Origin of the sequence: Streptomyces lateritius, assembly GCF_014649715.1 — a bacterium.
In the GTDB taxonomy this organism is placed as follows: domain Bacteria; phylum Actinomycetota; class Actinomycetes; order Streptomycetales; family Streptomycetaceae; genus Streptomyces; species Streptomyces lateritius.
Window position 1 is genome coordinate 281102 of the sequence record NZ_BMTO01000002.1, and the last position, 13526, is coordinate 294627.

Genomic DNA, 13526 nt, shown 5'->3' on the forward strand with positions numbered 1-13526 from the left:
GCCCTCTCCGTTCCGCCCCGGGGCACGCACGGCCGTGCGTGCCCCTACGGCGTCCCCGCACACGTACCCGCGCACCCGCCGAAGGAGTACGCACCATGGTCCAGCCCGCCGCCACCCCCGTCTCCCTGCCCAGCCCCACCGTCCACCGCAGCGAGCACACCGTGACGGTGGCCGCACCGCCCGAGGCGCTCTACGCGCTCGTCGCCGACGTGACGCGGTGGCCGGCCGTGTTCGAGCCGACGGTGCACGTGCGGCACCTCGCCCGGGAGGGGCGGACCGAACGGTTCGAGATCTGGGCCGAGGTGAACGGCGAGATCGCGCACTGGCGTTCGCGCCGCGTTCTCGACCCGGTGCGGCGGTACGTGTCGTTCCGTCAGGAGCACAGCCGGCCGCCGGTGACCTCGATGTCCGGAGGGTGGCTGTTCCGCCCGCTGGCCGACGGCCGGACGGAGATCGTGCTGCGGCACCGGTTCACCGTCGCCGACGACGACCCGGCCGCCGGGGCCCGTATCGAGGAGGCCCTCGACCGCAACAGCGCCCGAGAACTGGGCGCGCTCGCGGCGCTCGCCGAGACCGGGCACCCGGTGGACGAACTGGTCTTCTCCTTCACGGACACCCTCGCGCTCCAGGGCGCCGCCCGGGACGCGTACACCTTCGTCGAGCGTGCCGAGCGCTGGGCCGAGCTGCTGCCGCACGTCGCCCATGTGGTGCTGACCGAGCCGGAACCGGGCGTGCAGTGGCTGGAGATGGACACCGTGACGGCCGACGGGTCCACCCACACCACCAGGTCGGCGCGCATCTGCCGGGCGCCCGAGTGGATCGCGTACAAGCAGCAGCGCACCCCCCGGCTGCTGTCCGGCCACAGCGGCGAGTGGACGTTCGCCCAGACCCCCGAGGGTCCCGTGGCGACCGCCCGCCACACCGTCGCCGTCGACCCGAGCGGCATCACCGAGGTCCTCGGCCCGGACGCCACACTCGCCGACGCCCGGGCCTACCTCCGCGACGCCCTGGGCCGCAACAGCCTGGCCACACTGCGGCACGCCGCCGAAGCGGCCCAGCGGGCGTAGCGCGTACGGAACCGGCCCGAACGTCCCTCAGCGCCCCGTGCCCCGGCGGGAGGTCAGGGCAGCCGCCGTGGTCGTCCCCGCCCCCGCGCTCAGCGCCGCGCGCCTGGCGCGCAGCCGGACCCCCTGCCCGTACGCCGTCGTGGCGAGCAGTCCGAGGCCGAATGCGAGGCGGTCCGGCGCCACCTCGGTGCGCGGGCCGGGGGTGGAACGCTCCAGATGGCGGCCGTGGCGGCCGGCGTCGAGCTCCAGGCCCGTCCGGTCGACCGCGAACACCTCCTCGCCGTCCAGTAGCCAGCGGGCCCGGCCCGCCGACGGATCCACCTCAACCGCACAGCGATGCCATGCCTCGGGGGTGCGGGGAGCCACCGGTACGGCGTACGCGAACGAGCCGTGCGCCGCGCCGGGCCGGGGCAGCCGCTCGTACAGCACCCACACGAAGCCGTTCGTCAGGGCGAAGTCGAGGGCCAGGCCGGAGGCCATGTCCACGCAGATCAGCGCGGCCATGGCGCACCGCGGCCCGTCCCCGTCCGGATGCCGGTCTGCGCCGAAGACCCGCGCCGACAGCTCCGCCTCCGCCCGGAACGGCCCGGGCACCCGCGCCTCGGGCTCCGCGAACGCCGCCCACCGCAGGTGGGCCTCACCCTCCCGCCCCTCCGGTGCCCGGGTGAACGCGGGCCGCTCCCCCGCCCCCACGCCGCCGTACCCGGACTCCACGCACAGCCCGCACCCGTCGCCGGGCGTCCCCACCCGGCCGTCGCCCCGCGCCAGCCACGGCAGCGGCCGCAGCCGCCAGCGGGCCGCCCGCCCCGGCGCCGCCCAGTCCTCCTGGAAATCGTCCTCGAACAGCCTGTCCACGTCCGCCCCCACTCCACTCACTTCACTCCGCTCCCGGACGTCCTCGCCGAGGTTCCGAGGCTCTGCGGTCGGACTCAAGCCGTAGTGGAGGGGCCTTCGAGCCCGCCCGGCGAGGGTGACGCCACCGACCGTCGTCTCGCGCTCTGGAGGAACCGGTGACCGCCACCGCAGTCCGTACCGATGTCTACGCCCAGGTCCAGCACTTCTACGCCCACCAGATGCAGGCCCTCGACGGGGGTCGCTTCGCCGACTACGCGGCCACGTTCACGGAGGACGGCACCTTCCAGCACTCTCCCTCCGCCGCGCCGGCGGTGGGCCGGGCCGGGATCGTCGCCGAACTGGTGGAATTCAACAAGCGCTTCGACGGCGACCCGGTCCAGCGGCGGCACTGGTTCAACCACATCGCCCTGGAGCCCCAGGCCGACGGCTCGCTGCGCTCCACCGTGTACGCACTGGTCGTCACCGTCCGCCCCGGCGGGAAGCCGGAGATCGCCCCCAGCTGTGTCGTCCACGACGTCCTCGTCGTCACGGACGAGGGCGTACGGACCCGTTCCCGCCTGGTCACCCACGACCAGCTGGCCTGACCGGCGTGCCCCGACCGCAGGCCGGGCCGCGCATCCCGCCACCGGCTTCGGTCGCACCGGCCTCTCTCGGCGACTTCTTCCGAGACTCCCTCGGCGACGGACGGCCGCTGGTGATCCACGGCAGCGTCGAACGGTGGGCGCAGGCGGCCGAGGCCCGGGGCACGGTGCCGCTCGGCCGCCCGTACCCCGGCGACGACGCGGAACGTCTGCGCACCCTGCGCGACGACCGGCTGCGCCGGCGTTTCGTCGCCTCCCGGCTGATGCTGCGCAGCGTCCTCGGCGCGCTCGTGGGCCGCGACCCGGACCGGATCCGCCTCACCCGCACCGCGCTGGGCCGCCCTTACGCCCCCGACCTGCCGGAACTGGACTTCAGCCTCAGCCACACCGGCTCCCTGCTCGCCGTCGCGGTGGTACGCGGCGGCCGCGTCGGCGTCGACGCCGAACGGCAGGGGCGTCCCATGTCCGTACTGGAGCACCGGATGTGCACGCCCCACGAGCGCGCCGTACTCGACGGGCGCGGGCTGCGCGGGACCGCGCGGGACCGGGAGTTGCTGTGCCTGTGGACGCGCAAGGAGGCGTACACCAAGGCCCTCGGTACGGGACTGCGCCGGCCGGCCCGCACTTTCGGTCTGGACGCCGCCGATCCGGCGGGGCGGCCCGTGCTGCGGGACGCGGCCGGCGCCCCGCTGCCCGGCGGCTGGACCGCCATCACACACACTCTGAGCGAGACAGGTGCGGAGACGGTGCTCAGCGTGGTCGCGGCCTTCCGCCGCCCGCCTCCGCCCTCGACCCCGAACCGGGGGGAGCCGGTGGCGTTCGAGCCGGGCTCCAGCCGCTGAGCCGACGATGGGCCAGATCCATGATGTCGATGAGGAGGCCCACATGACCGGAGTGACCACCGCGACGGCCGTCGGAGCGACCGAGGGCGCGGCCGGCGGGGGAGCGACCGGCCGCCGGCCCGAGCTGACGGAGGTCGCCGACGGGGTGTTCGCCTACGTCCAGCCGGACGGAGGCTGGTGCCTGAACAACGCCGGCCTGATCCTCTCGGGCGACCGTGCCGCGCTCGTCGACACCGCGGCGACCGAGACGCGGGCCCGGGGGCTGCGCGAGGCGGTGCTCTCCGTCGCCCCGGCCGCCCCGCAGGTCCTGGTGAACACTCACTTCCACGGCGACCACACCTTCGGCAACTTCGTCTTCCCGGAGGCGCTCGTCGTCGGCCACGAACGCGCCCGCACGGAGATGACCGAGGCGGGCCTGCATCTGACGGGCCTGTGGCCGGACGTCGAGTGGGGTGCGCTGGAACTCGTCCCGCCGGCCCTGACCTTCCGCGACCGGCTCACCCTGCACATCGGCGACAAGGCCGCCGAGGTGCTCCACCTCGGTCCGGCGCACACGAGCAACGACACCGTGGTCTGGCTGCCCGCCGAGCGGGTGCTGTTCACCGGCGACCTGGTGATGAACGGGGTGACGCCGTTCTGCCCCATGGGCTCGGTCGCCGGCTCCCTGGAGGCGCTGGACACGATGCGCGCCCTCGCCCCCGAGGTGGTCGTCACCGGCCACGGACCGGTCGCGGGGCCCGGGGTGTTCGACGAGACCGAGGCATATCTGCGCCTGCTCCAGGATCTCGCCCGACAGGGTCTCGCCGAGAAGCTCGACCCCGTCGCGCTGGCCCGCCGTACCGACCTGGGCCGGTACGCGCGGTGGCTGGACGCCGAGCGGCTCGTCCCCAACCTCTTCCGGGCGTACGCCGAGGAACAGGGCGAGCCCCGCGGTTCCCGCGTGGACATGAGCGAGCTGTTCCGGCGCATGGTGGAGTACCACGGCGGGCTCCCCACCTGCCACGCCTGAGCGCCGCACGCTCACGCCCGCGCCCCGACCCGGGCGGTGACCGCTTCGACGGCCGTTTCGGCGACGGGGGCCTCCCACGCGGTGAAGGCCCCCCGCCGGTACAGCAGCGGGCGGGCCTCCTCGCGTACCAGGACCCGCTCCATGCGTCCGATCAGCAGCCGGTGGTCACCTGCCCGGACGCTGCTCTCCAGCGCGCACTCCGCGTGCGCCAGCACCCCCTCGCGCAGCACCGGGGAGCCCGGCACGGACTCGCCGTGCCGCCACGCCAGCCCGTCGAACTTCCGGTCCGAGCGCCCCGCGAAGGTCCGCGCCAGCTCCTCGCCGCCCTCGGCGGCCAGCAGGTGCAGCGCGAAGACCTCCGAGCCGAGCAAGGCGGGCAGCGTGCGGGACCGCTCGTCCACGCAGACCAGCAACAGGGCCGGGTCCAGGGAGACCGCGCTGAAGGCGTTGCAGGTGAACCCGAGCGGTCTGCCGTCGGCGCCGACCGTGGTCACCACCGCGACGGCCGTCGGTACGGATCCGAAGAAGTCGCGGAATGCCTCGGGCTCCACAGCCATGCCCTTCACTGCCGTCACCTCGCACGTCTCGCCTCGCCGGGGCGGGCCCCCGGACAGTGCCCGGGCCGCCCCGGACGACGCCCGGGGCGGCCTGCGGACCCGGCCAGCGTCTCCGGGCTGTCTGGAGGTCTCCTGGACTCCCACTGGAGCCCCACGGCACCCTCAACACCAGGGCCGTGATGCTCTTTCAGGCCCGTACGGCCAGGTCGGTGACGAGTCTCGCGACGGCCACCCGCGAGGTGGGCCGGTCCGGTGGCGTCGTGCTCGCCTCGTGCGCGGTCGTCGCCGTCACGGCGGCCGGACTCGGGCCGTGGGCCACGGTCGCGGTGCTCACCCCCGGCGCGGCCCTCCAAGTCGCCGCCGGGACGCGGCACTCCGCCGGGTCCTGGCAGATCGGATTCGCCCTCGCCCGGCCGACCGGATCGGGCAGTACCAGGGCTTCTACGGCGCGGGCGTCCCGGTCGCGAGGACCCTCGGCCCGCTGCTCGTCACCACGCTCCTGGTGGCCTGGGGCGTGCCCGGGCTGGTTCGTGCTCGGCGGCATCTTCCTGCTGGCGGCGGCCGCGACGAAACCCGTGGCGCGCTGGGCCGAGCGGGCACGGGCGGCGGCCTCCGCATCCCACCCCACCGTGGAGTGGGCGACGGCCCACTGAGCCGACCGGGTGGTGTTCATCGGAAGAACTGCGCGGTGACGGCGTCGGTCCTCGGAATCCGGGTCCGCGTACACATCATGAGAAAGGTATGGAAAGCGCGCAAACCGAAATGCACCATCCGAGAACGTCACGAAAGCGAGGGGCCATGGCCACCGCCAAGGTCAAGCAGTTCTGGACCGCCTTCATCTCCGTAGTCTTCGCCCTGCTCGCCTCCGTCGGCCTGGCGAGCACCGCCGCCGCCGCGCAGGCTCCCGCCGTCCAGCAGCCGGAGGAGCCGGCCTCGGCCACTCCCGCGGCCGCCCGCGCCCTCGCCGCCGTACCGGCTCAGCGAACGGCGCCACAGTGGCCCATGGCGCACGACCGCGCCCTGCCGCCCACGATCAAGCAGCGCATCCGCGCCGAGGCGCACAACTCCTCGCCGTCGGTACGCCATCTCCCCGCCGACGCGGCCCCGCTCGGGACCGGCCTCGCGGACCAGGCCGAGCTGTCCGGCCTGGCGCTGGCCGCCGCGAAGGCGTAGGCGCGGGGAGTGACTTCGCTCCCCGCACGCCGTGTCCTGCTGATCCACACTGATCCACCCGGCCGGAAACGCGGTCAGCGACGGTCGTCGCGCTCCGCGTCGGACTCGGCCTCCACTTGGGCTTCCGCCTCGGCTTCGGCCTGCTTGGCCTCCACCTCGGCATCGAGAGCGCCACTGCCGTCGACGGACGACAGCGGTGACGGTGACGTACGGGACGACGATTCCGACGCCTCATCGATCTCGGTAGCGGCAGGAGGCTCCACGAGCCAGTCCGGGTTGGCCTGCTTGTCCCACCACTTCCAGGCGGCGAAGGCGCCGCCGGCCAGCACGCCGAGGATGGCGAGACCCTTGGCGACGCGTCCGGCCCTGGCCCGACGCTCGTGCTTCCTCACGATCTTCCGAATCTCGTCCGGTGTCACCTGCCCGCGCAGCGCGGCCCAGGCGGCAGTGGAGCGCGACCCCGCCTCGTCGAGAACGGGACCGGTCGCGGCGACCGCGTGCTCGACGCGCGGAACGGTGTAGTCGGCCGCCTGACGGGCGGCCTTGCGGGTCACGACCGCGGCGCGATGCGCGGCCTCGTCGACCCGTGGCGGTACCAGCGGTGCGACACGGGTGTCGTACTGCGCACGAGCTTGAACACGGGCCCGCCGAGCGGCCTTCGTCACCTTCGGCGCGAGCCGGACACGTGCTTCGTGCGCGTAGAGAGCGGCGTGGTCCTTGGCCGAGCCCGCGTACGTCACGGCCTGTTCCTTGGCCGTGCTCGCATAGGGCGCCACCACTTCCGCGGCGTGCAACACGCTGTCCTTGGCCGAATCGGTCGCGGCGCGCACGCCGTCCATCCGGGTCACGGGATCCTCCTCCTCGGTGGTGGTGTCGGTTTTTCGCCTTTCCACCCTTTTCGAAATCATGCCTGCCGGGACACAGTCCGTCCTGCGGTGCGGGCATCCGGGGCATGCGACGGTCGTGCGCGGCGTGCGAGGATCGGACGCGCAGGGGACCCGGGCGCCGGGGCGCCCCGGAGGAGACCGAGGGAAGGCACACCGTGGCCGAGCAGCTTTACGCCACCTTGAAGACCAGTCAGGGCGACATCCGGATTCGGCTGCTGCCGAACCACGCGCCCAAGACGGTCAGGAACTTCGTCGAACTCGCCCAGGGGGAGCGCGAGTGGACGCACCCCGCCACCGGCAAGGTCTCCGCCGACCGTCTCTACGACGGCACGGTCTTCCACCGGGTCATCAAGGACTTCATGATCCAGGGCGGCGACCCGCTGGGGAACGGCACCGGCGGCCCGGGCTACGAGTTCGCCGACGAGTTCCACCCCGAGCTCTTCTTCGACCGCCCCTACCTGCTGGCCATGGCCAACGCCGGGCCGGGGACGAACGGCTCGCAGTTCTTCGTCACGGTCGGTGCGACGACCTGGCTGAACCGCAAGCACACCATCTTCGGCGAGGTGGTGGGCGAGGCGAGCAAGAAGGTGGTCGACGCGATCGCCACCACCGAGACCCACCCGCGCACCGAGCGCCCGCTCCAGGACGTGGTCATCGAGTCCGTCCTGATCGAGAAGGTCCAGAGCTGACCCCGCCCCCCGCACCGCGGCCCTGACAGGGCCGGGAACCTTTTCGCCCCGCCCGTCCGTCTGGAGGGCGGGGCGGTGCCGTGCGTACCCCCAGCCGTCCATGTCCTCGGGAGGACCCTCATGGAGCCGGAGTCCGGCCTGCCGCGTTGTTACCGCCACCCGGACGCCGAGACGGGCATCCGCTGCACGCGCTGCGAGAAGCCGATCTGCCCGCAGTGCATGGTCTCCGCGTCCGTCGGCTTCCAGTGCCCCGACTGTGTGCGGAACGGTTCCGGCACCGGCCACGCCGCCGACGCCAACCAGCCCCGCACCCTGGCCGGCGGCCGGGTGGCGACCGACGGGCGCTTCGTCACCAAGATCCTCATGGCGATCAATCTCGCCCTGTTCATCGCGGTCCAGGTGGCCGGCGACCGGCTCGTGGACGAGCTGTCGTTGATCGGCTACGCGTACAACCCGCAGCTCGGCGAGGTGGTGGGGGTCGCGGACGGCGAGTGGTACCGGCTGCTGACCTCCGCCTTCCTCCACCAGGAGATCGCACACTTCGTCTTCAACATGCTCGGCCTGTGGATCATCGGCGGGATCGTCGAGCCGGAGCTCGGCCGGGCACGGTACGCGGCGATGTGCCTGCTCTCCGGACTTTCCGGTTCCGCGCTCGCCTACCTGCTGTCCGCCGCCAACCAGCCCTCCCTGGGAGCCTCGGGCGTCGTCTTCGGCCTGATCGGCGCCTGGGCGGTGCTCACCCGCCGCCGCCGGTACGACATGCGGCCGGTCGTCCTCTTCGTGGGGCTGTCGCTGCTGCTGACCTTCACCCGCCCCGGAATCTCCTGGGAGGCGCACATCGGCGGCCTCATCGGCGGCGCCCTGGTGACCTACGGCCTGGTGCACGCCCCGCGCGCCCGGCGGAACCTGGTGCAGTACGCGGCCTGTGGACTGGTGGTCCTGATCGACGCCGGCATGATCCTGGCCCGCTCGGCGGCGCTCACCTGAGCGAAGGGGTCAGTGGAAGAGCTCTCCAGGAATCTTTCCCCAGAGTTATCCACAGCGCGTGGCGGGGCGTGGGGGCTCGCGGTCTGCCCGAGTGCGCCCCCTGAACAGGGGTGTCCCAGTCAGACCGGCGTCAACCTCGCCCTGAGTTATCCACAGATCTTCGTAAGTTATCCAGTGCTGTGCACAACGCTGTGGATAAGTTCAGGGCAAGGCTTGACGGCCGCGATGGGAAGCGGCTACTTCCACTGCGTGGAGACGCCGAACCCGGCCGCGATGAAGCCGAATCCCACCACGATGTTCCAGTTGTTGAGGGACTTCACCGGCAGGCTGCCGTCGGTGACATAGAAGACGACGATCCACACCAGCCCGATCAGGAACAGCGCGAGCATCACCGGAGCCACCCAGCTGCGGTTGGTCAGCTTGATGCTGGTGGCCTGCTTGGCGGGCGGAGGCGTGAAGTCGGCCTTCTTGCGGATACGTGACTTCGGCACGAGGGACTCTCCTGTCGATGCGCTGCGTGACCGCGCAGGGAACTGTGGGTGGCGCCGGGATGTGACGCAGGAGGACCACTGCGTCCCCCGGGCGTCCGTTAGCGTAGTGGTTCCGCGGCACCGAAGGGGATCAGGGTACGTTGAGCAATTCCGCCGACTCTCCTCCCGGGCCGGTCCGACCTTCCCCATGGCGGCCCGTCCGGGTGCTGACCGCTGCCGTTTTCGCCCTCGCCGGGCTGATCTTCGTCACCAGCTTCAACACCGCCAAGGGCACCAACATCCGCACGGACGCCTCGCTGCTGCGGCTCTCCGACCTGATCGAGGAACGCAGCCACAAGAACGCGATCCTGGAGGAGTCCACCGCCGCGCTGCGCGAGCAGGTCGACGCCCTCGCGGCCCGCGACGACGGTTCCACCCGGGCCGAGGACGAACGGCTGGGCGCCCTGGAGGCGGCCGCGGGCACCACCGAGACCTCCGGGCCCGGACTCACCGTCACCCTCAATGATGCCCCGCCCGACGCCCAGGCCGCCCCCGGCTACCCCGAACCGCAGGCCAACGACCTCGTCATCCACCAGCAGGACCTCCAGGCCGTCGTGAACGCCCTCTGGAAGGGCGGGGCCAAGGGGATCAAGGTCATGGACCAGCGGCTCATCTCGACCAGCGCCGTGCGCTGCGTGGGCAACACGCTGATCCTCCAGGGCCGGGTCTACTCACCCCCGTACAAGATCACCGCCGTGGGTGACAGGGGAGCGCTGAACAAGGCGCTCGCCGACTCCCCGGCCATCCAGAACTACCAGCTGTACGTGAAGGCGTACGGTCTCGGCTGGAAAGTCGACGAGCACGGGGCGGTGACTCTTCCCGGCTACTCGGGCACAGTGGATCTCCACTACGCGAAGCCGGTGGGTTAGCGACGGGGAGGGCCGGGTGGGGCTGTCCGTACGACTGGTCGTGAGGACCCTCAGCGAGCTCTGCATCACCGTCGGCACGGTGATCGTCCTTTTCGTCGTCCACGTGATGTTCTGGACCGGGATCAAGGCGGACAGCGCCACTGCGGCCCAGGTCGACCTCCTCCGTCGCGCCTGGGTGGACCAGCCCCTCCCGCCGGCGACGAAGGCCCCGGAGGCCACGGGAACCCTCACCCCCCAGCCGTACGCGGCCGGCAAGGGCATCGCCGTCATGTACATCCCCCGCCTCGGCGAGGACTGGGAGTGGCCCGTCCTGGAGGGCACCGCGCCCGCCACGCTGAAGAAGGGCCTCGGCCACTACGCCTCCACCGCCCGGCTCGGGGCCACCGGAAACTTCGCCGTGGCCGGCCACCGCCGCACGTACGGAGATCCGTTCAAGGACTTCCCCAGCCTGCGCCCGGGTGACGCGGTGGTCCTCACCGACGGCGCCACCTGGTACACGTACCGCATCGAGCGGAAGCCGTACCGGACCGTCCCCACCGACACCGGCGTGATCGACCCCGTACCCCGCCCCCTGAGGAAGAACGCCGCAGGCTTCGACGGACCCGGCCGCTATCTCACCCTCACCACCTGCGAGCCGGAGTGGGGCAGCAGCCACCGCCTGATCGTCTGGGCGCACCTGGACGCGACCCAGCCTGTGACGCAGGGCAAGCCGCCGTCTTTGACCGGCTGACCCCTCTGGGCGGCATCGCCCCGTACTCTGGGTGCCGTAACGAACGGAAGGGACTGCGGACCTCATGTACGGCTGGATCTGGCGGCATCTGCCGGGCAACGCGTGGGTGCGGGGCGTCATCTCGCTCGTCCTCGTCCTCGCGGTCGTCTACGCACTCTTCCAGTACGTGTTCCCCTGGGCGGAGCCGCTGCTTCCGTTCAACGATGTGACGGTGGACGCCTAGTGAGCGCGCGGATTCTCGTCGTCGACAACTACGACAGCTTCGTCTTCAACCTCGTTCAGTACCTCTACCAGCTCGGCGCCGAGTGCGAGGTGCTGCGGAACGACGAGGTCGAGCTGAGCCACGCCCAGGACGGCTTCGACGGCGTCCTGCTCTCCCCCGGGCCGGGCGCGCCGGAACAGGCCGGCGTCTGCATCGACATGGTCCGCCACTGCGCCGCCACCGAGGTCCCCGTCTTCGGCGTCTGCCTGGGCATGCAGTCGATGGCCGTCGCGTACGGCGGTGTCGTCGACCGCGCCCCCGAGCTGCTGCACGGCAAGACCTCCCTGGTCCGCCACGAGGGCAAGGGCGTCTTCGCGGGCCTGCCGTCGCCGTTCACCGCGACCCGCTACCACTCGCTGGCCGCCGAGCCCGCGGCGCTCCCGGCCGAGCTCGAGGTCACGGCCCGCACCGAGGACGGCATCATCATGGGGCTGCGTCACCGTGAACTGGCCGTCGAGGGCGTGCAGTTCCACCCGGAGTCGGTCCTGACCGAGCACGGCCACCTGATGCTCGCCAACTGGCTGGAGCAGTGCGGCGACAAGGGGGCGGTCGGACGGTCGGCGGGGCTCGCGCCGGTGGTGGGCAAGGCTGTCGCGTGACGACGGGGTCGCCGTGGTTCCGGGCGACGAACCCGCCGGAACCGGAACCGGAGCAGCAGCGGGTGCAGCAGGTACCGGTGCCGCGGTACCAGGAGGCGGCGTACGGGGAGGCGGCGTACGAGACGGTGTACGAACCCGAGACCGCGGCCTACGAGCCGACAGCACCACCCTCGTCTCCTGAGCCCCACGAGCCGTATGAGCGGTCGTACGCGGAGTCCTACGAGCAGCCCTACGAACGGCCGTACGACCAGCCCCACGACGAGACGATGGCGCTGCGGACCGTGGAACCGGCCGCGACGCCGCTCCCCGGCCCCGGCAGGGCCGAGCGCCGCCGTGCCGCCAAGGGCCGCGGCGGCCGCCGGGGCGGCACGCCGTCCGCGAGGCCCGAGCAGGCCGCCGAAGCCCCCGCCGCCCCCCTGTCGCGCGTCGAGGCCCGCCGCGCTGCGCGCGCCCGCAAGGAGAGCGTCGGCGTCGTCGCCAGCCGGGTCGTGGGCGAGCTGTTCATCACCTTCGGCGTCGTCATGCTGCTGTTCGTCACGTACCAGCTGTGGTGGACGAACGTACGGGCCGGCCAGCAGACCGACCGGGCGAAGGAGCAGATCGAGGACGCCTGGTCCAAGGGGCGAGCGCCGGGCGCCTTCGAGCCGGGCCAGGGCTTCGCCATCATGTACATCCCCAAGCTGGACGTCGTGGTCCCCGTCGCCGAGGGGATCAGCAAGCCGAAGGTGCTCGACCGGGGCATGGTGGGCCACTACGCCGAGGGCACCCTCAAGACGGCGATGCCCTCCGACAAGCAGGGCAACTTCGCCGTCGCCGGCCACCGCAACACCCACGGCGAGCCGTTCCGCTACATCAACCAGCTGGAACCGGGCGATCCGATCGTGGTCGAGACCCAGGACGCCTACTACACGTACGAGATGGCGAGCATCCTGCCCCAGACCGCGCCGTCCAACGTCTCGGTGATCGATCCGGTGCCCAGGGGATCGGGCTTCACGGGCCCCGGCCGCTACATCACGCTGACGACCTGCACCCCCGAATTCACCAGTACGTACCGCATGATCGTGTGGGGCAAGATGGTCGAGGAACGCCCACGCAGCAAGGGGAAACCGGACGCGCTCGTAGGCTGAGAACCCCACACCTCCAGAACGGGACGACGTAGTGGCACGTGCGCGCAACAGGATCGCCGGCATCATCAGTGTCTTCGGTGAACTCCTCATCACCGCGGGCCTGGTCCTCGGACTCTTCGTCGTCTACTCCCTGTGGTGGACCAACGTCCTCGCCGACCGCGCCGCCGGCAAGGACGCCGACCAGGTCCGCGACCGGTGGGCGGGCGGTCCCGGCGCCCTGGACACCAGGGACGGCATCGGTTTCCTGCACGTCCCGGCCATGGGCGACGGCGAGATACTCGTCAAGAAGGGCACCGAGCCGGACATCCTCAACAACGGCGTCGCCGGCTACTACACCGACCCGATCAAGTCGGCCCTCCCTCAGGACAAGCAGGGCAACTTCACCCTGGCCGCGCACAGGGACGGGCACGGGGCGAAGTTCCACAACATCCACAAGTTGAAGAACGGCGACTCGATCGTCTTCGAGTCCAGGGACACCTGGTTCGTCTACAAGGTCTACAAGTCGCTCCCGGAGACGACGAAGTACAACGTGAACGTCCTGCAGCCGGTCCCGAAGGAGTCGGGCCGGACGAAGCCGGGCCGCTACATCACCCTGACGACCTGCACCCCGATGTACACCTCCGACTACCGCTACATCGTCTGGGGCGAACTCGAACGTACGGAGAAGGTCGACCGCGACCGCACTCCACCGGCGGAGTTGCGCTGACGCGGGACGAAAGCCCCGGCATCCCTGAGGATGCCGGGGCTTTCGTTTTCCCGCCT

The 13526-nt window shown here is 71.8% G+C and carries 18 protein-coding genes; 13 read left to right on the forward strand and 5 right to left on the reverse strand.

Annotated features, from left to right (window positions below):
* The first annotated feature begins 95 nt into the window (after positions 1–95).
* Complete coding sequence (locus tag IE136_RS04615; protein ID WP_158988521.1) at positions 96–1067, forward strand: aromatase/cyclase; 972 nt, start codon at positions 96–98, stop codon at positions 1065–1067.
* Positions 1068–1094: 27 nt separating this feature from the next.
* Here IE136_RS04615 and IE136_RS04620 read toward each other — a convergent pair whose 3' ends face one another.
* Positions 1095–1922 (reverse strand): DUF6081 family protein, encoded by an 828-nt coding sequence (locus tag IE136_RS04620; RefSeq protein ID WP_189599567.1) that lies wholly within the window; start codon positions 1920–1922, stop codon positions 1095–1097.
* Between the two features lie 155 nt (positions 1923–2077).
* Between IE136_RS04620 and IE136_RS04625 the strand changes: the two genes are divergently transcribed.
* The 3 genes from IE136_RS04625 to IE136_RS04635 are packed head-to-tail and all read left to right on the forward strand — an operon-like array spanning position 2078 to position 4354.
* A complete protein-coding gene (locus IE136_RS04625; RefSeq protein ID WP_158988519.1) occupies positions 2078–2506 on the forward strand; it encodes a nuclear transport factor 2 family protein in 429 nt (142 codons plus the stop codon).
* A 5-nt stretch (positions 2507–2511) separates the two neighbouring features.
* Positions 2512–3345, forward strand: coding sequence for a 4'-phosphopantetheinyl transferase family protein (locus IE136_RS04630; protein ID WP_158988518.1), 834 nt, complete (start codon positions 2512–2514; stop codon positions 3343–3345).
* 43 nt (positions 3346–3388) lie between these two features.
* The gene (locus tag IE136_RS04635; RefSeq protein WP_229818628.1) at positions 3389–4354 is read left to right on the forward strand and encodes an MBL fold metallo-hydrolase; all 966 of its coding nucleotides are present in this window, start codon (positions 3389–3391) and stop codon (positions 4352–4354) included.
* An 11-nt stretch (positions 4355–4365) separates the two neighbouring features.
* Here IE136_RS04635 and IE136_RS04640 read toward each other — a convergent pair whose 3' ends face one another.
* Both IE136_RS04640 and IE136_RS04645 read right to left on the reverse strand, forming a co-directional pair.
* On the reverse strand, positions 4366–4911 hold the full coding sequence (locus tag IE136_RS04640; protein ID WP_158994473.1) for a flavin reductase family protein: 546 nt from the start codon (positions 4909–4911) through the stop codon (positions 4366–4368).
* 187 nt (positions 4912–5098) lie between these two features.
* Positions 5099–5584 carry a hypothetical protein gene (locus tag IE136_RS04645; protein WP_189599570.1) on the reverse strand — a complete coding sequence of 162 codons (486 nt, stop codon included), beginning with the start codon at positions 5582–5584 and terminating at the stop codon, positions 5099–5101.
* A gap of 125 nt (positions 5585–5709) precedes the next feature.
* Between IE136_RS04645 and IE136_RS04650 the strand changes: the two genes are divergently transcribed.
* A complete protein-coding gene (locus tag IE136_RS04650) occupies positions 5710–6084 on the forward strand; it encodes a DUF6344 domain-containing protein (protein ID WP_158988515.1) in 375 nt (124 codons plus the stop codon).
* 74 nt (positions 6085–6158) lie between these two features.
* Here IE136_RS04650 and IE136_RS04655 read toward each other — a convergent pair whose 3' ends face one another.
* Positions 6159–6932, reverse strand: a complete 774-nt coding sequence (locus IE136_RS04655) for a DUF5324 family protein (RefSeq protein WP_158988514.1) — start codon at positions 6930–6932, stop codon at positions 6159–6161.
* A gap of 194 nt (positions 6933–7126) precedes the next feature.
* On the opposite strand from IE136_RS04655, the gene IE136_RS04660 reads away from it, so the two are divergent.
* Both IE136_RS04660 and IE136_RS04665 read left to right on the forward strand, forming a co-directional pair.
* Positions 7127–7660 (forward strand): peptidylprolyl isomerase, encoded by a 534-nt coding sequence (locus IE136_RS04660; RefSeq protein ID WP_229818629.1) that lies wholly within the window; start codon positions 7127–7129, stop codon positions 7658–7660.
* A gap of 120 nt (positions 7661–7780) precedes the next feature.
* Complete coding sequence (locus IE136_RS04665; protein WP_189599574.1) at positions 7781–8647, forward strand: rhomboid family intramembrane serine protease; 867 nt, start codon at positions 7781–7783, stop codon at positions 8645–8647.
* A 236-nt stretch (positions 8648–8883) separates the two neighbouring features.
* Here IE136_RS04665 and crgA read toward each other — a convergent pair whose 3' ends face one another.
* Positions 8884–9138: a cell division protein CrgA gene (gene crgA / locus IE136_RS04670; protein WP_158988511.1), complete on the reverse strand. Its 255-nt coding sequence runs from the start codon at positions 9136–9138 to the stop codon at positions 8884–8886.
* A 140-nt stretch (positions 9139–9278) separates the two neighbouring features.
* On the opposite strand from crgA, the gene IE136_RS04675 reads away from it, so the two are divergent.
* The 6 genes from IE136_RS04675 (at position 9279) to IE136_RS04700 (ending at position 13470) form a co-directional block, all read left to right on the forward strand.
* Positions 9279–10046 carry a DUF881 domain-containing protein gene (locus IE136_RS04675; RefSeq protein WP_189599576.1) on the forward strand — a complete coding sequence of 256 codons (768 nt, stop codon included), beginning with the start codon at positions 9279–9281 and terminating at the stop codon, positions 10044–10046.
* Positions 10047–10068: 22 nt separating this feature from the next.
* Positions 10069–10776 carry a class E sortase gene (locus IE136_RS04680; protein WP_158994471.1) on the forward strand — a complete coding sequence of 236 codons (708 nt, stop codon included), beginning with the start codon at positions 10069–10071 and terminating at the stop codon, positions 10774–10776.
* 64 nt (positions 10777–10840) lie between these two features.
* Entirely contained in the window at positions 10841–10999 is a 159-nt protein-coding gene (locus IE136_RS04685; RefSeq protein WP_189599578.1) for a hypothetical protein, read from the forward strand.
* Complete coding sequence (locus IE136_RS04690) at positions 10999–11637, forward strand: aminodeoxychorismate/anthranilate synthase component II (RefSeq protein WP_189599580.1); 639 nt, start codon at positions 10999–11001, stop codon at positions 11635–11637. The genes IE136_RS04685 and IE136_RS04690 overlap by 1 nt, the downstream gene beginning before the upstream one ends.
* Entirely contained in the window at positions 11634–12764 is a 1131-nt protein-coding gene (locus IE136_RS04695; RefSeq protein ID WP_189599582.1) for a class E sortase, read from the forward strand. Before IE136_RS04690 ends, IE136_RS04695 begins: the two co-directional genes overlap by 4 nt.
* 31 nt (positions 12765–12795) lie before the next feature.
* Positions 12796–13470: a class E sortase gene (locus IE136_RS04700; RefSeq protein WP_158988508.1), complete on the forward strand. Its 675-nt coding sequence runs from the start codon at positions 12796–12798 to the stop codon at positions 13468–13470.
* Positions 13471–13526 lie beyond the last annotated feature (56 nt).

Bases quoted from the DNA above. Each gene is read 5' to 3' on its own strand.
- IE136_RS04635 (WP_229818628.1), top strand. From the start codon at position 3,389: ATGACCGGAGTGACCACCGCGACGGCCGTCGGAGCGACCGAGGGCGCG.
- IE136_RS04650 (WP_158988515.1), top strand. From the start codon at position 5,710: ATGGCCACCGCCAAGGTCAAGCAGTTCTGGACCGCCTTCATCTCCGTA.
- IE136_RS04640 (WP_158994473.1), bottom strand. From the start codon at position 4,911: ATGGCTGTGGAGCCCGAGGCATTCCGCGACTTCTTCGGATCCGTACCG.
- IE136_RS04665 (WP_189599574.1), top strand. From the start codon at position 7,781: ATGGAGCCGGAGTCCGGCCTGCCGCGTTGTTACCGCCACCCGGACGCC.
- IE136_RS04645 (WP_189599570.1), bottom strand. From the start codon at position 5,584: ATGAACACCACCCGGTCGGCTCAGTGGGCCGTCGCCCACTCCACGGTG.
- IE136_RS04615 (WP_158988521.1), top strand. From the start codon at position 96: ATGGTCCAGCCCGCCGCCACCCCCGTCTCCCTGCCCAGCCCCACCGTC.
- IE136_RS04685 (WP_189599578.1), top strand. From the start codon at position 10,841: ATGTACGGCTGGATCTGGCGGCATCTGCCGGGCAACGCGTGGGTGCGG.